At 73.4% G+C, this 19864-nt stretch carries 16 protein-coding genes and 1 pseudogene; 6 read left to right on the forward strand and 11 right to left on the reverse strand.

Annotated elements, in window-relative coordinates:
• Positions 1–17 precede the first annotated feature (17 nt).
• The 3 genes from B9P64_RS07890 to B9P64_RS07900 are packed head-to-tail and all read left to right on the forward strand — an operon-like array spanning position 18 to position 2365.
• A complete protein-coding gene (locus B9P64_RS07890; protein ID WP_176256769.1) occupies positions 18–575 on the forward strand; it encodes a cytochrome b in 558 nt (185 codons plus the stop codon).
• 51 nt (positions 576–626) lie between these two features.
• A complete protein-coding gene (locus B9P64_RS07895; RefSeq protein WP_085315679.1) occupies positions 627–1967 on the forward strand; it encodes a hypothetical protein in 1341 nt (446 codons plus the stop codon).
• Positions 1952–2365, forward strand: coding sequence for a c-type cytochrome (locus B9P64_RS07900; RefSeq protein ID WP_235839925.1), 414 nt, complete (start codon positions 1952–1954; stop codon positions 2363–2365). Before B9P64_RS07895 ends, B9P64_RS07900 begins: the two co-directional genes overlap by 16 nt.
• Before the next feature lie 82 nt (positions 2366–2447).
• Here the strand turns inward: B9P64_RS07900 and lplT are convergent, their stop codons facing one another.
• Together lplT and aas are read right to left on the reverse strand one after the other, a co-directional pair.
• Complete coding sequence (lplT, locus tag B9P64_RS07905; protein ID WP_085315680.1) at positions 2448–3611, reverse strand: lysophospholipid transporter LplT; 1164 nt, start codon at positions 3609–3611, stop codon at positions 2448–2450.
• Positions 3608–5794: a bifunctional acyl-ACP--phospholipid O-acyltransferase/long-chain-fatty-acid--ACP ligase gene (gene aas / locus B9P64_RS07910; RefSeq protein ID WP_085315681.1), complete on the reverse strand. Its 2187-nt coding sequence runs from the start codon at positions 5792–5794 to the stop codon at positions 3608–3610. Before aas ends, lplT begins: the two co-directional genes overlap by 4 nt.
• A gap of 195 nt (positions 5795–5989) precedes the next feature.
• On the opposite strand from aas, the gene B9P64_RS07915 reads away from it, so the two are divergent.
• The gene (locus tag B9P64_RS07915) at positions 5990–6448 is read left to right on the forward strand and encodes a cupin domain-containing protein (RefSeq protein ID WP_085315682.1); all 459 of its coding nucleotides are present in this window, start codon (positions 5990–5992) and stop codon (positions 6446–6448) included.
• 21 nt (positions 6449–6469) lie between these two features.
• Here B9P64_RS07915 and B9P64_RS07920 read toward each other — a convergent pair whose 3' ends face one another.
• The 4 genes from B9P64_RS07920 to B9P64_RS07935 all read right to left on the reverse strand — a co-directional run bounded on the left by B9P64_RS07920 (position 6470) and on the right by B9P64_RS07935 (position 11426).
• The gene (locus tag B9P64_RS07920) at positions 6470–9622 is read right to left on the reverse strand and encodes a DUF2339 domain-containing protein (protein ID WP_085315683.1); all 3153 of its coding nucleotides are present in this window, start codon (positions 9620–9622) and stop codon (positions 6470–6472) included.
• 99 nt (positions 9623–9721) lie between these two features.
• On the reverse strand, positions 9722–10048 hold the full coding sequence (locus tag B9P64_RS24260; RefSeq protein ID WP_211238058.1) for an EF-hand domain-containing protein: 327 nt from the start codon (positions 10046–10048) through the stop codon (positions 9722–9724).
• Entirely contained in the window at positions 10045–10872 is an 828-nt protein-coding gene (locus B9P64_RS07930; protein ID WP_028311083.1) for a sterol desaturase family protein, read from the reverse strand. The genes B9P64_RS24260 and B9P64_RS07930 overlap by 4 nt, the downstream gene beginning before the upstream one ends.
• An 8-nt stretch (positions 10873–10880) precedes the next feature.
• Complete coding sequence (locus tag B9P64_RS07935) at positions 10881–11426, reverse strand: hypothetical protein (protein ID WP_051378364.1); 546 nt, start codon at positions 11424–11426, stop codon at positions 10881–10883.
• A 195-nt stretch (positions 11427–11621) separates the two neighbouring features.
• On the opposite strand from B9P64_RS07935, the gene B9P64_RS07940 reads away from it, so the two are divergent.
• Both B9P64_RS07940 and B9P64_RS29860 read left to right on the forward strand, forming a co-directional pair.
• On the forward strand, positions 11622–12407 hold the full coding sequence (locus tag B9P64_RS07940; protein ID WP_051378365.1) for a response regulator: 786 nt from the start codon (positions 11622–11624) through the stop codon (positions 12405–12407).
• A gap of 476 nt (positions 12408–12883) precedes the next feature.
• Positions 12884–13714, forward strand: a pseudogene (locus tag B9P64_RS29860) (HAMP domain-containing protein); the annotation flags it as partial.
• Between the two features lie 182 nt (positions 13715–13896).
• On the opposite strand, the gene B9P64_RS27965 reads toward B9P64_RS29860, so the two are convergent.
• The 5 genes from B9P64_RS27965 to B9P64_RS07970 form a co-directional block, all read right to left on the reverse strand.
• Positions 13897–14337, reverse strand: a complete 441-nt coding sequence (locus B9P64_RS27965) for a cupin domain-containing protein (protein ID WP_085315685.1) — start codon at positions 14335–14337, stop codon at positions 13897–13899.
• Positions 14338–14400: 63 nt separating this feature from the next.
• Positions 14401–15834: an efflux transporter outer membrane subunit gene (locus tag B9P64_RS07955; protein ID WP_217808662.1), complete on the reverse strand. Its 1434-nt coding sequence runs from the start codon at positions 15832–15834 to the stop codon at positions 14401–14403.
• Positions 15831–16943 (reverse strand): HlyD family secretion protein, encoded by a 1113-nt coding sequence (locus B9P64_RS07960; RefSeq protein ID WP_139826195.1) that lies wholly within the window; start codon positions 16941–16943, stop codon positions 15831–15833. Before B9P64_RS07960 ends, B9P64_RS07955 begins: the two co-directional genes overlap by 4 nt.
• Positions 16940–18583, reverse strand: coding sequence for an MFS transporter (locus tag B9P64_RS07965; protein ID WP_085315686.1), 1644 nt, complete (start codon positions 18581–18583; stop codon positions 16940–16942). The genes B9P64_RS07960 and B9P64_RS07965 overlap by 4 nt, the downstream gene beginning before the upstream one ends.
• Before the next feature lie 110 nt (positions 18584–18693).
• Positions 18694–19788 (reverse strand): AraC family transcriptional regulator, encoded by a 1095-nt coding sequence (locus tag B9P64_RS07970; RefSeq protein ID WP_085315687.1) that lies wholly within the window; start codon positions 19786–19788, stop codon positions 18694–18696.
• Positions 19789–19864 lie beyond the last annotated feature (76 nt).

Below are 19864 nucleotides of genomic sequence, written 5' to 3' on the forward strand. Positions count from 1 at the left end.
CCTTTTTCGGGATGCCCGTGGCCGAACTTCCGACTCAAGACGTCCGCCATCCGGCGGCCGTGCGCTGGCTGCACTGGGCCACGCTGGCGCTGGTGCTGGCGGCTTTCGCGCTGGTGCTGGCGCGCGAACTCTTCGACGGCGGGCCGTGGCGCGCGCTGCTGATGCAGGTGCATCGGCTGGCCGGCGTGGCGGTGATCGGCCTGGCGCTGGCGCGCATCGGCGTGCGGCAGCGGGTCGAGCTGGCGTCGACCGGCGTCACCGCGCTGCCGATGCGGCTGGCGGCGGGCGCGGTGCATCTGGCGCTCTACGGTCTGCTCATCGGCCTGCCGCTGCTGGGATGGGCGCTGACCAGCGCGCGCGGCCAGCCGGTGGCGCTGCCGTTCGGGCTGCTGCTGCCGCCCTTGATCGAGCGCGATCTCGACCTCGCCGACACGCTCGAGTTCTGGCACGAGGCCGCCGCCTGGACGCTGGCCGCGCTGGTCGGCCTGCATGCCGCCGCTGCCGTCTTTCATCACCGCGTGCTGGGCGACGCCACCCTCGTCGCGATGCTTCCGGCCGGCCGCTCGCGCAGCTAGTCCGGCCTTCCCGGACCGGCGTCGGTCCGACTCTCACTACCAACGACTCCGATGACCCACTTCAAGCTTTGCTTGTCGGCGACCGCGCTCGGCCTGGGCATGCTCGCCCTGGCCCCGGCCGCCCATGCCGTGCCCAGTTTTGCGCGCCAGACCGGCCAGGACTGCGTCGCCTGCCACATCGGCGGCTTCGGCCCCCAGCTCACCGCCTACGGCATCCGCTTCAAGCTCGGCGGCTATACCGATACCGACGGCCAGGGCACGAAAGTGCCGCTGTCGGCGATGGCGGTCGGCTCGTTCACGCACACCGGCAAGAGCCAGGACGAGGCGCCGGCCGCCGGCTATCGCCGCAACGACAACGGCACGCTCGACGAAGCCTCGGTCTTCCTCGCCGGCCGGCTGGCCGAGAATTTCGGCGCCTTCGTGCAGGCCACTTACGACGGCGTCGGCAAGTCGAGCGCTCTCGATCAGGTCGATCTGCGCTACGCGCAAACGCTTGCGCTCGGCGGCAAGGATCTGCTGCTGGGCCTGAGCCTCAACAACAACCCGAGCGTGCAGGACCCGTTCAACACGCTGCCGGTCTGGCGCTTTCCGTACACGGGGTCGGCGCTCGGCTTTGGAGGAGTGGAGACCGGCACGCTCCTCAACGGCGGCGTGGAAGGCCGGGTGATGGGGCTGTCGGGCTACGGCTTCTGGAACGACCATCTGTATGCCGAGCTGGGCGCCTATCGCAGCCTGTCGCCGGCGATGCAGACCAAGTTCGGGCTCGGCGCGGCCGACGATCCGGGCCGGCTGCACGGCTCGGCCTACTGGCGGCTGGCCTGGCTCGACGACCGCAAGCGCGACTCCTGGACCGCCGGCCTGTTCGGCTTCAGCAGCTCGCTCCAGCCCGACCGCACGCCGGGCACGCCCAGCAACCGCTATGCCGACATCGGCGCCGATGCGCAGTACCAGTTCCTCGGCACGCGCGAGCATGTGTTCACCGCCGCGACCAGCTATGTGCATGAGCGTCAGACGCGCGATGCCTGGGTTGCGGCCGGCGCGGCCGATCAGCTGCGCGGCACGCTGAATGAATTCCGCGTCAACGCCAGCTATCACTGGCAGCAGACCTGGGGCGTGACGCTGGGCCAGTTCATCACCAACGGCAGCGCCGACAGCCTGCTCTATGCCAGCAACGGCGGTTTCCGGCCCGACACCGCCGGCCAGACGCTGCAAGTGGACTGGACGCCGTTCGGCAAGGAGGACAGCTGGCTGGCGCCCTGGGCCAATCTGCGGCTCGGCGCCCAGTTCACGCGCTACAGCAAGTACAACGGCGCGGCGTCCAACTACGACGGCGCGGGCCGCAATGCGTCGGACAACAACACCTTCTTCCTGTTTGCATGGACGACTTTCTGATGCCGGCCAACCTGATGAACAAGCCCGCCCGACTCCGTCTGCTGCTGATCGGCGCCGCGCTGGCGCTGAGTGTCGGCGCCGCCCATGCTGCCGGCGATGTGAAGCGCGGCAGCGATGTGTTTGCCGAGCAATGCGCCGAGTGCCACAGCGTGAAGGAGGGCAAGAACAAGAAGGGGCCGTCGCTGTTCGCGAGCCTGGGCCGCAAGTCGGCCGCGCTCGACGGCTTTGCCTATTCGGATGCGATGAAGGCGAGCGGCATCGTCTGGAGCGCCGACAGGCTCGCGGCCTATCTCGAAGACCCGAAGAAGGCCGTGCCCGGCGGCAAGATGAAGTACGACGGCCTGCCGGATGCGCATGCGCGGGAAGATCTGATCGCGTATCTGGCGACCTTGCGCTGAGTCTTGCAGCGCGACCGGCACTTGTGGCCGGCCGAGGCGTGCCTTGGGCGGGCGCGGCGCGGTGCCTGCAAGCGCTGCCCGGTCAGGCCCGCTCGGTCTTGCGCCCGAGCATCAACCCCAGCATCGCCAGTGTGAGCGCGCCGCCGACCACCATCAGGCTGGTCGTCGGCGCCATCCGCGATTTTTCGAGCAGCAGATAGCCGCCCACCAGCAGCAGCATCCCGCTGTTCTCGAACAGGTTCTGCACCGCCACCGCGGCACCCGCACCCACGCGCTCGCCGCCGCGTTCCTGCAGCAGCGCATTCAGCGGCACCACGTAGAAGCCGCCGAGCGCGCCGATCACGACCATCGCCGCCGCCGCCGTCCACAGCGAGCCGAGCAGCGCGCAGCCCGCCACCGCCACGCCCATCGCCACGCCGGCCGGCAGCACCTTGTGCGCCGAATGCACCTTGACCAGCTGCCCCGCGATCACCGCGCCGATCACGATGCCGATGGCGGTCGCGCCGTTGAGATAGCCGACTGTCTCCGTGCCCTCGATGTGCAGCGCAAACGGCAGCCAGGCGATGAGCAGAAAGCGCAGCACCGCCGCCGCGCCCCAGAACAGCGCCGTGCCCAGCAGCGACAGCCGCGTGTCGGCGGCGCGGAACAGCGTGACCAGCGACGGCACGAAGCGCGCCAGCATCGGCCCGGGCCGCAGCGGCTGCGGATTGACCGCCGGCAGCCGGGGCACCAGCAGCGTGCCCAGCAGCGACAGCGCATACACGCCAGCCAGCCCCGCCGTGAGCGCCGTGTTGTGCGCATCGGCGAGCGCGCCGCCGGCCACCGCGCCGAGCAGGATCGCGGCGATGGTCGACGACTCAAGCCAGCCGTTGGCCTTGACCAGCCGCGACTCGTCGCAGAGCTGGCCGAGGATTCCGTACTTGGCCGGCGAATACACCGCCGCGCCGGCGCCGATGACGCCGTAGCTGATGAAGGGATCGAAGCCCGCGAGCATCGCCAGCGCGCCGATCAGCTTGAGCACGGTGCCGATCAGCAGCACCCGGCCCTTGGGCAGCGCATCGGCCACCGGCCCGACGAAGGGCGCCAGCAGGATGAAGGCCGCCACGAAGAACTCCTGCAGCAGCGGGAACTGCCACGCCGGCGCGGCCTGCGACTTGAGCAGCGCAATGGCCGCGAAAAGGATTGCGTTGTCGGCCAGCGCCGAGAAGAACTGGGTGACGAGGACGGCGGCGAGTCCGGCGTTCATGCGTTGGCTTCCGGTACGGGTTGGGCGGCGGCGCGCGGCGCGGGCGCCTCGGCCAGCTTCTTGAGCGTGACGTAATCGGTCTTGCCCGAGCCGAGCAGCGGAATCGCGTCGACGCGGCGGATGTCGCGCGGCACGGCCAGCTCGGGCGCGCCGGCGGCGCGGGCGGCGGCCAGCAGCGCGTCGCGGGTCAGCGCCGCGTCGGTGGTGAACAGCACCAGCGCCTCGCCCTTGCCGGCGTCGCTGCGGGTGCTGGCGGCATGCAGGCTGGCGGGCGCGCCGGCCGCGATGGCGAGCTTCTCGACTGCTTCGAGCGACACCATCTCGCCGGCGATCTTGGCAAAGCGCTTGACCCGGCCAAGGATGTGGATGAAGCCGTCGGCGTCGATGTCGACGATGTCGCCGGTGGAGTACCAGCCCGGGCCGGCGTCGGTTGAGGGCGCTTCGAGCACGCCGGGGTTTTCGTAGCGCAGATAGCCGGCCATCACATTGGGCCCGCGCACGCTGAGCACGCCGCCGCGCGCGATGCCGGGCACCGGATCGAGCCGGGTCTCGATGCCGGGCAGCGGCTGGCCGACGGTGCCGCGGCGCGCCGCCATCGGCACGTTGACGCTGATGACGGGCGCGCACTCGGTGACGCCATAGCCTTCGAGGATGCGCAGGCCGAACTTGTCGGCCCAGGTCTCGCGCACCGCGTCGGAGAGCTTTTCGGCGCCGGCCACCACATAGCGCAGCCGGCCAAAGTCATAGGGATGCGCGAAGCGCGCGTAGTTGCCCAGGAAGGTGCTGGTGCCGAACAGCACCGTGCAGTTGCGGTCGTAGACCACCTCCGGAATCACGCGGTAGTGCAGCGGGCTCGGGTAGAGGAAGGCGCGGCTGCCCGACACCAGCGGCAGGATCGCGCCGCAGGTAAAGCCGAAGGAATGGAACAGCGGCAGCGCCACCATGAACTTGTCGTGCGGCATGAAGTCGGCCACCGCGCGCACCTGGGCCACGTTGGCGAGGATGGAGCCATGCGTGTGCACCACGCCCTTCGGCTTGCCCTCGGAGCCGGAGGTGAACAGCACGACGGCGGGGTCGCCGGGCGCGGCGGGCAGCTGGGCACCGCGCGCGAACGGCAGCCTGAACAGCACGGCGAGCTTGTCGGCGAGGCCGAAGCTCGCCTTCAGATCCTCGACGTAATGCACCGCGATGCCGTCCAGCCCCTCGACGATCTGGGTCAGCTTGCCCTTCTCCAGAAAGGCGCGCGACGCATAGATCTGGGTGATGCGCGCCGCGACGCAGGCGGCCTGCAGGCCGTCGCGGCCGGCGGTGTAATTGAGCATGCCCGGCACCCGCCGCAGCGCCGTGAGCGCGAGGACCATTGCAAGCGTTGGCGCGGCATTGGGCATGAGCACGCCGACCACTTCGCCGGGCTGCGTGCGCGGCGCCAACATGCGCTGGATCGCGAGCGTGGTCTTGAGCAGCGAGCCGTAGGTTTCCTCGACGAAGCGCACGTCTTCCACCACGCCAAACCCGCTGCCGAACACGTCGCGCGCATCGAGGAAGGCGCCGTAGAGCGTGTTGGGCGGCGTGGTCTTGACGATCATGTCGGTGAGGATGCGGCGCATCGCCTCGCCGGCCTGACGGCGCCGTTCGCGCGCCGGGCCGCTGCTGGCCGCCGCGATATGCCGCGCCGGCAGCGTTTGCAGGCTGATCCTGGGGAACAGCCGGCGCGGATAGATGCCCGCGAGCCGGCTGAAGAAGGTCTTGGCCGGGCCGCTCAGCCGTACCGGCACCACCGCCGCGCCGGTCTTGGCGGCGGCAAAGCCGGCGCCGTCGTACACCTTCATCAGCGAGCCGGTCACGGTCAGCCGGCCTTCCGGAAAGATCACCACCGGCGTGCCCGATTCGAGCAGCCGCACCACCTGCTTCATCGCCATCGGATTGGCCGGATCGACCGCCAGATAGTCGATGAAGGCGAGCATCCGCTTCATCAGCGGCTGAGCCGCGATCTGGGTGTTGATGACGAAGGTGGCGCGCACCGGCAGGTTGAGCCCGAGCACCAGCCCGTCGAGAAAGCTCTCGTGGTTGGCGACGATGAGGGTGCGCGGATGGCGGAAGGCGCTTTCCGGCGCGTCGATGCGCACGCGGAACAGCAGGTTGATGACGAGCTTGAGCAGCGGTTTGAGCAGGGTCGCGAGCATGGGCGGTAGCGAGGGAGCGCCGGGTTGGCGCGGGGCGCAGTGTGGCGGGTTTGACGCGCCGGCGCGCGCAGCGGGTCAGCCGTGGCCGGGCCGGGCGTCATGTGGTCATTGCCAATCGGTCGATGGCGCGGCGCGCGGCGGGGCGCGGCTGCCGTTAGCGTCGCGGCGCCCCTTTCCACCGGAGACGCGATCTTGATGTCCAAACCCATCCGCCGCGCGCGCCTTGCCGCGCTGGCCTGTCTGCTGATCTCGGCATCCGCCGTCCATGCCGAGCTCGATCCGGCGGCGGTCCGCATCGACCTGCCGGCCTCGGTGCCGTGGAAGGCCGGCCCGAACGGCGGTTCCGAATCGGCCACGCTGGTCGGCGATCCGACCAAGCCCGGCCTGTATGTGGTGCTGGTCAAGTGGAAGCCGGGCAATACCAGCCGGCCGCATTTCCATCCCAACGACCGCTACATCCGGGTGCTGTCGGGCACCTGGTGGATCGGCACCGGCCAGCGCTACGACCCGGCCTCGATGGTGCCGGCGCCGGCGGGCAGCTTCGTCACGCATGTGGGCGGGCAGGTGCATTACGACGGTGCCAAGGATGAGGAGACGGTGTTGCAGATCGTGGGCATCGGCCCGGCGACCGCGACGGGCGCCGAGCTGCGCTGACGCCGGCCGGCCGGAGGGCGCTCAGCCGGCGTCGTCCTCGGCCGGCGGCATCGGCGCCACATAGCCGACCGCCAGCATCAGCAGGCCCACGCCCATGAAGGCGGCGATCCGCTCGCCGCTGCCGGCATTGGCCAGATCGACCAGGAACAGCTTGACCACCGTGAGCCCGAGCAGCGCCGCGCCCGTGCCCCAGAGCCAGCGCGATGCCGCCCGGCGCGCCGCCACCATCAGCACGAAGGCGAGCGAGGTCCAGAGCAGCGCATAGCCCAGCTGCACCAGCGGCGAATGGAACAGCGCCTCGGCATCCCAGGCGATGCCGGCGGCGTGATGCGCGATGCGCAGCCAGGCGGTGTTCACGTCCATGAAGGCGACGAGCGCCAGGATCGGCGGCAGCACGGCCACGCTGCGCGGCGGCGCGAAATCGTCGCTGCGCAGGCACCGCCACCAGAGCGCGAGCGCCACCACGCCGAGCAGCAGCGCGCCATCGACCGGATTGAGCAGCGCAATCCACGGCAGCGGCGGCGTGTCGCCGCGCGCCAGCGGCGCCAGCACGGCATTGCCGAACACGACCGCCAGCGCCACCGGCCCGGCGCCGATCCACAACCAGGCGCGCGGCTGGGCGGCGACCGGCCAGCGCGCGGCGCCAAAGCGATGCAGCGCGACCAGCGCCAGCAGCAGCGCGGCCGGCGCCAGGGCATTGAGCACCGCCGCCCAGTCGTGCTGCCAGAGCCGGTCGGCATCGATCCATTGCCAGAGCAGCCGGCCGACCGCGAGCGCGATGAACCAGACGCTGCCTGCATGCAGCAGCACCGACAGCGGATCGCCGAGGCGGCGCGCGAGCCAGTCGCCGTCCGGCGCTGCGGCGCGCTGGCGGTCGGCGGCGCGCAGCAGCCAGAAATGCGTCGCCAGCACCGCCGGCCAGATGAGCGGCCCGTGGCCTTGGGTGAGCTGCACGCCGTCGCCGATGTTGAAGATCAGCACGCCGAACATCGCCGCGAGCAGCGCGCGCGCCGGCAGCCGGGCCACGCGCCAGTCGAGCCGCTGCGCCGCCTTCCAGGCCGCCAGCGCACAGCCGGCATAGGCCAGCAGCATCAGATGCAGCTGGCTGGCGGGCGCAAAGGCCGGGCGCAGCAGGCTGTCCGGCCCGACGACGCTGCGCGTGATGTCGAGCGCAAACGCCACCAGCACCCAGCCAAAGCCCGCCAGCCACAGCGGTGTCGGCAGCACGCGCTCGATGGCGATCCATGCGCTTTCGAGTGCGCCGGGATCGGGCGTGTCGAGATCGGGCGGGCGCGCGTCGTCCTCGGCGGCGGCGCGGCGCAGCCACCAGGCGACGAGGAAGGCCGCCACCGCCAGCAGCGCCGCGCCGAGGAACAGCCGGTTGGCGAACGGGATTTCCTCCCAGTGCTCGACCGTCACCGAATCGAGAAAGCCGAGCCCGGCCAGCGCCTGCAACGCCAGCCCGGCGCAGCGCGGCAGCAGCCGACGCTGGCGCAGCCCGGTCCAGACCAGCCCGGCGCCTTCGAGCGCCCACAGCGCCGAGGTGACGCCCGAGCCAAAGGCCAGCGGGATCGCCAGCGTGAGGAAGCCGATGCCCAGCGCGAGCAGCGCGTCGGCGAGCAGGCGGAGATCCGGCGCGTCGTTGTCGTCGGTGGCGGTGTGGTCGGCGGTGGCGGCGCGGTCGGGATGGCCCGCGCGCGCCGCCGTGGCCGTCGCGCGCGTGGCGGCCGGACCGGCGTTGGCGCCCACGCGCCGCGCCAGCAGCAGGTAGAGCAGGCCGAGCGCGAGCGCCGACCAGGCGAGGCCGTATTCGGTGTCGTCCACCAGCTTCGCCTGGAGCGCGAAGGCCACGAGCGGCGTGCCGAACACGAGCATGCCGTCGAGCGCGGTCGCGGCCGGCGGCAGGCGCCGCAGCGCCGGCAGCACGCCGGCGGCGGTGAACAGCGCGAAGAACAGCAGCAGGAAGGGCTCGGTGGTGGCGAACAGTTCGGGCCGGTAGCGCAGCACGCCCCAGACCGTGGCGATGGCGAAGGTGGCGATGAAGGCCATGCGCGACAGCGCGCGCCATTGCCGCCGCGCCGCGATGAACATCACCGCGAGGTCGAGCAGCGCGTACCAGCCGAACAGCGCCACATGGCTGCCGTGGCCGGTCGAGGCCAGCACCGGGGCCGCGAAGCCGCCGCCGAAGGCCAGCACCGCGAGGCTCATCGAGTCCTGGCGCAGCGCCAGCACCGTGGCCAGCGCGCAGATGCCGGCCATCACGGTGAACGCCGTGCCGGGCGCGATCAGGTCGTACAGCCGCAGCGCCGCGTAGGCGGTGAGATAGACGATGGCCACGCCCGCGCCCTGGAGCGTCATCGCATAGCCGGGCCGGCGCTCGCGCAGGCGCCAGCCGGTGGCCAGCAGCGCCATGCCCGCGAAGCCCGCCAGCGCGACCCGCGCGCCGACCGGAAACACCGCGCGCTCGGCCGCCCAGCGCACGAGGAAGGCGAGGCCGAGGAAGATCAGCAGCGCGCCGACGCGCACGACCGCGTTGCCGCCGAACAGCCAGTCGCGCAGGCGGGCGGCGAGATCGACGGGTTCGGGCAGCGCGGCGGCGTCGGCTGGCGTCCGCCGGGGGCGTGGCGCGGGCGGCCGGGGCGCGGGCGCGTCGGCGACGGAAGGCGGGGCGACCGGCGGCGGGGTCACGGGCTGACCGGCGATGGCGGGCGGGGCGACGGGCGGGGGCGCGGTCCCGGCCGGGATCGGCGCAGTGGTCGCGGCAGCGTCGGGCGGCGCGGAGGCAAGCGCTTGCGCGGCGGCCGGCGCGAAATCGGGATCGAGGTCGAAGTCGGGATCGGGTGCGGCGCGCGGGGGCAGGGCGGACGGCACCCGGGTCGCGGCCTCCGGCGCGGGGATGTCCGGCCTCGGGATCTCGGGCGCGGCGCTGTCCGGCCGGGGGCTGTCCGGCGCCGACCGCCGCTCCTGCGCGGTGGCGACGGCGGCGGCCTCCGCCAGCGCGTCGGCGCGGGCGCGATGCAGCAGCTCTGCCGTCTGCGATTCGATCTCGCCGCGCACGACGGCGCGTAGCGTCAGTCCGGCCAGCGCGCCCAGTACCGCGCCCGCGACTGCCGACATGAAGCCGTCGGCAATCGCGCCGGCCAGCGCGCCCCAGAAAAGCCCCCAAAGCAGCATCCGTCCACTCCATCGTGTTCTTGTTGGAGCGGCGATGGTGGCACGTGGCCCGGCGGCGGCGCTCGCGGGCGGACCGACGTCGGGCCGCGCCGGCCCGGGTCAGCGCTGGCGGTCGGCCTGACGGTCGCGCAGATAGCTCATCAGTTCGGCGCGCGTGACCGTGCCGCTGCCGTCGCGGTCGATGGCGCCGAAGTTCTGCGCCACGCGCGGCATGGCCTTGGCCTCGGCCTGGGTGAGGCTGCCGTCGTGGTCGGTGTCGGCGGTGTTGAAGCGCTTGTCCAGTTCGGTCAGCAGGCGCTCGGCGCGGTCGGCGTTGGCGCGCGGCGCGGTGCCGTTGCCGGTGGCCGGCGCGTCGTCGGCGGCATGCGCGGGCAGGGCAAGCAGGAGCGCGACGGCGCAGGCGGTTGCAAGGGCTTGCAGGTTCACGGGAGTTCTCCGGGCGGTTGGCGAAGCAGGTTGATGCGGGTGCGCCAGCCGGCGGCGCGGCGCAGGTCGCGGCCGAGCGCGATCCATTCGTGCAGGGCGACGCGCAGCGGATTGCGGCTGCGCAGCGGCGGCAGCAGGCCGAAGTCGCAACGCAGGTCGGCGCGCTCGGGCGTGTAGCTGCCGAACAGCCGGTCCCACAGCATCAGCACGCCGCCGAAGTTGCGGTCGAGATAGGGACCGTTGCGCGCGTGGTGCACCCGGTGCGCCGACGGCGTGTTGACGATGCCCTCCAGCCAGCCCAGACGCGGCACCAGCTCGGTGTGCAGCCAGAACTGGTAGAGCAGGTTCAGCCCGAGCATCCCGAACACGGCGGCCGGCGCGAAGCCCAGCAGCACCAGCGGCAGGAAGAAGAAGCCGGTGCCGGTCAGCCCGCCGGTCCAGCCCAGGCGGTAGGCGCCGGCGAACGTCAGCCGCTCGGGCGAGTGGTGCACCGCATGCGTGGCCCAGAACCAGCGCACCCGGTGGCTCGCGCGGTGGTAGCCGTAGTAGCAAAGCTCCTCGCCGAGGAAGAGCAGGCCCAGGCCCCAGGCGGTGCCGAGCGGCACGGTCCAGAGGCGCCATTGCCAGGCCAGCACGAACAGCCAGCCCCAGACGGCGGCGCCGAGCATGCGGCTGACGGGCTGGCCGGCGGCGATGGCGAGGGAGCAGGCGGCATCGCGCCAGTCCCAGCCGAGGCCGCGCCGGCGCAGCATGATCGCCTCGGTCAGCCCGAGCGCCGCGAGCAGCGGCAGCAGCAGCGCCGGGCGCGGGAGACCGTCGAACATCGCGCGCCTCAGCGGCAGGCGACGGCGTTGCCGGCGGCGTCGGTGCAGCCGCCGCTGTGGGTGACGCTGCCGTTGCTCACCTGGGTGCTGCCGGAATAGCTCGTGCCGTTGGCACCGGTGGCGGTGGTGGCGCGCGAGCCGTTCACGTTGCCGCTCGCGTCGCGGTTGATGCTGCCGCTCGACTGCGCCGTGCCGCCGTTGGCGCCGGTGAAGCTGCTGCTGCCCCCCGCGCTCGCGCTGCCGTCGGCATCGCGCCTGAACTGGCGCTGGCGCAGGCCGGAGGCGCCGCCGGCGGTGCTGAAGCTGCGGTCGGCGGTCGAGCTGGCGTTGCCGGCGCCGTCGGTGGTGGTGGCGCGTTCGCGGGTGAAGCCGCCACCCCGGCTGTTCTGGCCCTCGCGCATGCGGCCGGCACTGAAACCGCCGCCCTCGTTGCGCACGATGCTGCGTTCATGGCTGCCGCCGCGCTCGAAGGCGAGGGCGTCGCCGGCCGCGATGGCAAGACCGGCGCAGGCGAGCAGGGCGGCGAGGACGGGACGGAAGGACGGGGCATTCATGGCGGACAGGCTCGCTGGGGTGGATGGGACGGCGCCCAGTCTCGTCCCGCGGCGCGCGGCGCGGGTTGCGAGCCATGACCGGCTTGTCGCGCCGCGTTTCGGCGTGGCGCGCATGAAATCCGCTGAAACCGAGCCGCCCGCCCGCGCCCGCCGCCGGCGCCCGCTGGCGCCGCGCCGCCGCTAGCATCGTCGGCCATGAACGACACTCCCGCCCGCCTGCTCGTCGTCGATGACGAGCCCGACCTGCGCGCCATGCTCCAGCGCTTTCTCGGCGGCCACGGCCACGAGGTGCGCACGGCGGCCGACGCCGCGCAGATGGACCGCCTGCTGCTGCGCGAGCGCTTCGACCTGCTGGTGCTCGACCTGATGCTGCCCGACGAGGACGGCCTCGCCATCTGCCGCCGCCTGCGCGCCGCCGGCGAGACCCTGCCCATCCTCATGCTCACCGCGCGCGGCGAGGCCATCGACCGCATCGTCGGCCTGGAGATGGGCGCCGACGACTACCTGCCCAAGCCCTTCAACCCGCGCGAGCTGCTGGCGCGCGTCAACGCGATGCTCCGACGTCAGGCCATGACCGGCCGCGCCCCGCTCGGAGCGCGCGCCGGCAGCATCCGCTTCGGCGGCTACCTGCTCGACCCGGCCGCGCGCCGCCTCCTGCGCGGCGACGAGACCGTGCCGCTCAGCGCCGGCGAGTACGCGCTGCTGCATGCGCTTGCAAGCCACGCCGGCCGGCCGCTCGGCCGCGAGCGGCTGATCGAGCTGGCCTACGGTCCCGACCATGACGCCGGCGAACGCAGCATCGACGTGACCATGCTGAGGCTGCGCCGGCTGATCGAGGCCGATCCGGCGCGCCCGCGCTGGCTTCAGACCGTGCGCGGCTACGGCTATGTGTTCGCGCCCGACAGCGGTGCGGCGAGCGGCGAGGCCGGGGATGCGAGCCGTGGCGCCGGGACGAACCCCGGCCACGCGGGCGGCGCCTGATGCGGCTCTATCCGCGCAGCCTGTTCGGCCGGCATCTGCTGCTGATCGGCGTGCTGGTGGCGGTCGCGCAGATCGGGCTGGCGGTGTTCTATCTCGCGGCGGTGCAGCGCCCGCGCGTCGAGCGCTATCTCGACAGCGTGGCGATCGAGGCGCACAGCGTCGGCCTCGCGCTCGCGCGGCTGCCCGAGGTCGAGCGCGCCGGCTTTCTCGACGCGGTGGCGCGCGCGGCCGGGCATGGCGCCGACGGCGCGGCGCCGGCCGAGGCCGGCGCCGGTCCGCGAGCGGGTGCCGCATCGCTCGGCGCGCGCAGCTTTGCCGTGGCGCCGCCGGCCGGCGAGCCGATCACCGATCCGCTGCTCCGCCCGCTGCTGCGCCGGCTGGCCCTGCGTCTGGGCGAGCCGCGCGACGTGGTGTGGCAGCGCGGCCCGCGGCGGGCGCTGTGGATCAGGCTCGTCGACGCGCCCACGCCGATGTGGATGGGCGTTTCCTTCAGCGGCGTGCTGAACGACGTGACCCTGTTCGTGTTCGGCAGCGCGCTGATCGGCTCCCTGCTCGCGCTCGCGGGCGCCTTCGCGATCCAGCGCCGGCTCAACCGGCCGCTCGCGCGCCTCGCCGAGGCGGCGGCCGAAGTCGCCGCCGGCCGCCCGGCGCCCGCGCTGCGCGCGGACGGCCCGACCGAGATCGCGCTCGTGGCGGCGAGCTTCAACCGCATGGCCGAGGCGCTGGAGCGCAACGAGCGCGAGCGCGCGCTGATGCTCGCCGGCATCTCGCACGACCTGCGCACGCCGCTGGCCAAGCTCTGGCTCGGCGTCGAGATGCTGGCCGACGGCCGCGAGCCCGAGCTGATCGCCGGCATGACGCGCGGCATCGAGGCGGCCAACGCGATCATCGACCAGTTCATCGACTACGCCCGGGTCGGCAGCGACGAGGCGGCAGGCGCGGGCGATGTGGTGGCGGTGGCGGTCGAGGCGGCGCACGCGGCCTTGCCGGTGATGGCGACGACGCTCGCCGTGCATGCCGAACCGGTTCCCCGCTTCGCCTTCCGGCAGGTGGCGGTCGGCCGCGCGGTGGCCAATCTGGTGGTGAACGCCCAGCGCCACGGCGCCGCGCCCTTCGAGCTGCACATCGGTCTGGCCGATGGCATCGCACCCGGCGGCTGCGGCCCGGCCCGGCCCGGCGGCTGGGTGCATGTGAGCCTGATCGACGCCGGCCCCGGCATTCCCGACGCGGCGATCGAGCGCGTGCTGCGGCCGTTCGCGCGGCTGGACGCGGCGCGCGGCGGCAAGGGCGGGGCGGGCTGGGGCTGGCCATCGTCGAGCGGGTGGCGCAGCTGCATGGCGGGCGGCTCGCGCTGGCCAATGCGCCGGGCGGCGGGCTGGTGGCGAGCTTCACGCTGGCGCGGGCGGGGGGGTGATGCCGGCGCTCCGCGCGGGCGCCGAGGGCGGCATACCTGCGTCCGTCGCCGGCAGCCCGCAGCCGGCGCGACCGTTCAGACCGTCTCGGCCTTCTTCTCCCACGGCGTCGGCTCCGGCACCGCGCAGGGCCCTTCCACATCCACGCTCTTGAAGTCGGCCGGACCGACGATTTCCAGGTACTCCATGTCGGGCGAGTAGTCGAACAGGTAGTGCCGGATGCCCGGGCGCTGATGCACCACGTCGCCGGCCTCGACGAGAGTTTCCTTGTCCTCGTACATGAAGCGGGCCCAGCCACGGGTCATGACCACGATCTGGAACTCGGCCTCATGACGGTGCCAGCCCGTCCCCTTTTCGGGTGCATTGGCCGCACGCACCAGATGCGCGATGACCTTGCCGTGGGTCGCGGCCGCGATGCCGAGATCGCGGTACTCGAAGAAGTCGCGCAGACCGCCGCTGACGAAGGGCGTGTCGCCGGGTTTGCAATGGCTGAACAGGGTGGGACTGTCGGTGGGCATGAGGCTTCCTCCTTGCGTTGGGAGCCCGAGCAGAAGCATCAAGTATTCCGGTCGGCGCCACCGTCATCGGGCGGCATCGCCCCAGCCGCCGCCGAGCGCGCGATACAGCGCCACGTCGGTCGCGAGCCGGTCGGCGCGCAGTTGCAGCCATTGCTGCTCGACCGCGAACAGGCTGCGCTGGGCCAGCAGTTCGTCGAGATAGGACGCATAGCCCTCGGCATGGCGCCGGGTCGCGATGCGCAGCGCGTCGGCGGTGGCGGCGCGGCGCGCCTCGACCTCGGCCAGTTGCGCGTCGAGCCGGGCGCGGGCGCCGAGTTGCAGCTCGACCTCGGCGAAGGCGGTCAGCACCGCGCGCTCGTAGCCGATGAGCGCCTGGTCGCGGCGCGAGCCGCTGGCGCTGGCAAGCGCGCGCAGCTGGCCGCCGTTGAACAGCGGCGCGAGCACGCTGCCGCCGATCGACCACACGCCGAACGGGTCGCCGCGCAGCACGCTGGAGCCGACGCTGCCGAAGCTGGCGGTCAGGCGCAGCGCCGGCAGCAGCTGGGCGCGCGCCGCGGCGAAGCGGGCGTCGGCGGCGGTCAGCTGCCATTCGGCGCTGGCCAGGTCGGGCCGGCGCCGCAGCAGTTGCGACGGCAGACCGGCGCCGGGCAGCGCGGGCGGGCGCAGCGCGTCGATCGCACGGCCGCGCTCGATCGGGCCGGGCGCACGCGCCAGCAGCAGGTCGAGCGCGCGCTGCTGCGCATCGATGGCCTGTTCCAGCTCGGGCAGGGTCTGGGCGGTGGCGCGCAGTTCGGCGCGGGCCTGGGCCGATTCGAGCGTGCTGCCATAGCCGTTGCGTTCGCGCGCCACGGTCAGCGCCAGCGAGCGTTCGCGCGAGGCGAGGGTGCGGCGCGCGAGGTCGAGCTGGGCATCGAGCGCGCGCAGCCGGAAGTAGCCGCTGGCGACCGTCGCCGCCACGCTCAGGGCCACGGCGTCGCGGGCGGCGGCGAGCGCGGCGCGGTCGGCATCGGCGGCGCGTTCGAGCGCATCGATGCGGCCGCGCAGGTCGAGCTCCCAGGCGGCCTGGAATTGCGCGGCATGGTTGGTGGCGTAGTAGGGCTGGCCGGTGGCGGCGCCGATGTCGCGCAGCCGCTCGACGCCGGCGCCGCCGTCGAGTTGGGGCAGGGCGGCGCCGTGCTGGGCGGCGGCGAGCGCGGCGGCCTCGTCGAGCCGGGCGGCGGCCTGGCGCAGGTCGAGGTTGCGCGCGAGGGCTTCGTCGACGAGGGCGCCGAGCACCGGGTCGCCGAAGTTCTCCCACCAGCGCGCGTCGACGCTGGCCGTGCCGTCGCTGCCGAGCCAGCGCGCCGGGACGGCGGGCGGCAGCGGCGCGGCGGCCGGCGGCGTGGTGCAGGCGGCCAGCGCGGCCACCATGACCAGCGTCGCGGCGCGGGCGGCGCGGGCGGGCAGGCCGGCGCGGGCGCCGCGCCGGCGCGGATCGGGCCGGCGGCGCGCCGTCATCGCGCGCCCTCGGCGGTATCCACGCGCGCCAGCACCGACATGCCGGGCCGCAGCCGCGCGGCCAGCGGCTGATCCGCTTCCAGCTCGATCAGCACCGGCAGCCGCTGCGGGATCTTGGTGAAATTGCCGGTCGCGTTGTCGGCGCGGATGACGCTGAACTCCGAGCCGGTCGCGGGCGACAGCCGCTCGACCCGGCCGCGCAGTTCGGCATCGGCCAGCGCGTCGATGCGCAGCGTGGCGGGCTGGCCCGGCGCCATGCGCGCGGTCTGCGCTTCCTTGAAATTGGCGATCACCCAGACCCGCGCCGGCACCAGCGCCAGCAGCTGGGTGCCGGGCGTGACGTACTGGCCGAGCCGCACGCCGATCTCGCCGGCCTGGCCGTCGCGCGGCGCGCGGATGCGGGTGTTGTCGAGGTCGATCTCGGCCAGCGCCACGGCGGCGCGCGCGGCGGCCACGCCGGCTTCGAGCGCGCGCCGGTTGACGGTGACCGAGCGCAAGTCCTCGCGCGCCACGCGGCGGCCGGCGTCGGCCTGGCGGATGGCGGCGCCGGCCTGGGCGTCGGCGGCTTCGGCGCCGCGCAGGGCGCCGTCGTTCTGGTCGCGCTCGCGCTCGGAGATGGCTCCGTCGCCGACCAGCGCCGCGCCGCGCCGGGCGTCGGCGCGGGTGCGGGCGAGCTGGGCGCGGGCGTTGATCTGCTGGGCCTGGGCGGTGGCCAGCGCCGCCTCGGCGCTGGCGATGCCGGCCTCACGCACGCGGCGCGCCTGTTCGAGGTTGTCGAGCGCGGCCTGCTGGTTGGCGAGCTGGGCGCGCGCCTGCTCCAGCCGCGCGCGGTAGTTGCGGTCGTCGAGCCGCACCAGCACGTCGCCGGCATGCACGCTGGCGTAATCGCGCACCGCCACCTCGGCCACATAGCCGTCGACCTTGGGCGCGATGACGGTGACGCTGCCGCGCACATAGGCGTTCTCGGTGGTCTGCACCGCGCCGGCAAACGGCGGCAGGCGCCAGGCATAGAGCACCAGCGCGATGCCGGCGAGGAAGACGGCGGCGAGCAGCAGCGCGCTGCGGCGGCGCAGCGTGGGCGGCGAGGGAGGCGACGACGGGGCGTTCAAGGCGAGTCCTGAAGGGTGGGAGGAGAAGGCGGCGCGGCGGGTGTGACTGGCGCGGCGGCGCGACCGGCCCGCTCGCGCCGCCAGCCGCGCCAGCCCAGCCAGCCAAGCCAGGGCAGCAGCGCCGCCGCCAGCAGCGCGATGGCGCGGAACAGGTCGTCGTAGGCCAGCACGAAGGCTTCGCGCGTGACCTGCTGGGCCAGCAGCGCCGCGCCCTGGAGCCCGCGCGCGGCCGGATCGCCGACCACCGGCGCGACCGAACGGGCGAGCTGGCCGATCCGCGTCGCCACCTGCGGATCGGCCAGCGACAGGTGCTGGGCCAGCGCCGCGTAATGCCAGCTCTGGCGCTCGGCCACGAAGGTGGCGATCCAGGCCGAGCCGAGCAGGCTGCCCAGGTATTGCGCCGCGCTGAACGCCGCGATGAAGCTCACCAGATTGCGGCTGCCGTCCTGCACCACCGGGCCGAAGCCGAGCAGGCAGGACGCCGAGAAGAACACGCCCAGCGCCAGCGCCAGCAGCGCCTGCGTGGCCAGGAACTGCTCGGGCCGCGACAGCGCGGTGGCATCGGCATCGGCCCAGGCCGCGAGCATCGCCAGCGCCATCGCCAGCGGCGCCAGCCAGGGGCTCGCGCCGCGCGCCGCCAGCGCGATGGCGAGGACGAAGCCGGCCAGCAGCGCCAGGCTCGCCAGTGCGAACAGCAGCCGCATCTGCTCGTTGCTCTGGCCCAGCACGGTCATCAGCCCGACCACGCCCACCGTCTGCTCGGACAGCACCACGCGAAACAGCAGCACCGCCGCGATGAAGCGAAGCATGTAGGGCTGCGCGAGCCAGCGCAGATCGATCATCGGCGCGCGCCGGTGCAGCTCGACCAGCGCATACAGCCCGATGCAGCCGAGCGCCGCCGCCAGGCAGACGCCGAGCCAGGGCGTGTCGGTCCACCAGCGCAGCCGGCCTTGCGAGAGCGCCACGCTCAGCAGCGCCAGCCCGCCGGCATAGAGCGGAAATGCGACCAGATCGCCGCGACTGAAGGCCGGCCGCGTCGGCGCCGGCGCCAGCCGCACGCCGTGGATGGCGGCCAGGCTCATCAGCGCCAGCGCCACGTCGAGCAGGAACAGGCCGTGCCACTGGCCCACTTCGAGCAGATCGGTCGACACCACGCGCGACAGCGGCGCGCCGAGCTGGAGCGTGGCAAAGCCGAGCAGCAGCCCCACCGGCGCGAGGCGCGGCGGGAAGGCTTCGATCATGTAGAGCACGGCCAGCGTGCTGAGCGGCGCGGCGGCCAGCCCGAGCGCGGCGCGCGCCGCGACCGCCGAAACCAGATCGTCGGCCAGCAGATGCAGGCTCGCGACCGCGAGGAAGAAGAGCAGCCCGAGGCTCGCAAACCATTGCAGGCCGAAGTGCAGCCGGAACTTGACCAGCAGCAGCGACGACGACAGCGCGCTGGCGAAATAGGCGGTGCTGAGCCAGCTGGCCTCGGCCGCCGTCGCGCCGAGCGAGCCTTGGATTGCGGCCAGATTGGCGCTGACGAGATTGAGGCCGAAGCCCTGGGTCAGGCCGACCAGCGTGGCGGTGAGCGCGCACAGCAGGCGGCGCAGCGCCAGCGCGGACGGCCGCCCGGGCGCGGAAAGAAGTTGCTCGGCCATCGACGGAGTGGAGGTGACGGGCGGAAAAAACCCGTCGCCGAGTGTTCCGGCAGCCGGCGTGCCGCGACAGGGCCGCGCCGGCCAGATTGCTGATCGCGGCGGCCGCGCGGTCAGTCGTCGGAATCGTCGGCGCCGGCCGCCGGCATGCCGTGCCGCGCGAGCCGGTAGGCGCGCGGCGTGCTGCCCTTCCAGCGCCGGAAGGCATGCACGAAGGAGGCGGTTTCGGAGTAGCCGAGCTGCTCGGCGATGCGCTCGACCGGCAGGCGCGGAATCGCCAGCAGCGCCTCGGCCAGCGATTCGCGCACGCCGTCGCACAGCGCGGTGAAGGTCGTGCCTTCGTCGCGCAGGTGGCGCCGCAGCGTGCGCTCGGACAGGCACAGCGCATTGGCCACGCTGCGCATGTCGGCCAGCGCGCGGGTCTCGGCATGGCTGGCGTGGATGAGCGCGCGCACCCGGTCGGCCAGGCGCTCATGCTGCCGCGCGGCGGCGAGCAGCAGGCGGCAATGCGCCTCGGCCATGCGCAGCGCCATCGCGTTGCCGAGCGACAGCCGCGCATTGGCGTCGGCGGCCGAGAAGACGATGCTGCTGGCCGGCTGGCCGAAGCGCGGACGGCAGCCGAAGAAGCGCTCGTAGAGGCCCGGATCGGCCGGCGCGGCGAAGCTGAAATCGATGCGCTCGGGCAGCAGCGGCCGGCCGAGCAACCCGCCGAATACGGTGAGGCCGACGGCCGTCGTGCGTTCGAGCGCGAAGCGGCGCAGGTCGGGCGGCAGTTCGTCGTCGAGCAGGCGGATGCCGAGCGCGGCACCGGCGTCGGCATGCAGGCTGCGCAGCAGCGACGGGCCCAGATCGCTGTAGCGCACCGCCATGTCGTAGGCGCCGCGCAGGTTGTGGCTGCTGACCATCGCGAAGCCGACCGGGCCGAGCGTGGTGAAGCGGTAGCGCACGCCGGCGTCGATGCCCAGCCCGGGCGGATCGCCGCAATGGCGCAGCAGGTTGCGGATGAGCTGGAACTCCTCGGCCACCGAGTGGGTGCGCGCCGGGTCGTCGAGGTCGCGCGGGCGCAGCGACGTGCCGGCCAGCAGCGCGGCGGTCGCCATGTCGCGCGCCTGCGCCACGTCGGCCAGCACGATGACGTTGTTGATGCTGCGGCGCATCGCGCCTAGGCGGGCGGCGCTGGTGCTGGCGGGCGGGGCAAGGTCGTTCATGGGCGGGGAAGGGGCGCGGAATCAGCCGCGACTTTGCCCGTTTGCGCGGCGGTCTGCGGGCCGGCCGCCGCCGGCC

The organism is Derxia lacustris, assembly GCF_002105195.1.
Taxonomy (GTDB): Bacteria; Pseudomonadota; Gammaproteobacteria; order Burkholderiales; family Burkholderiaceae_E; genus Derxia; species Derxia lacustris.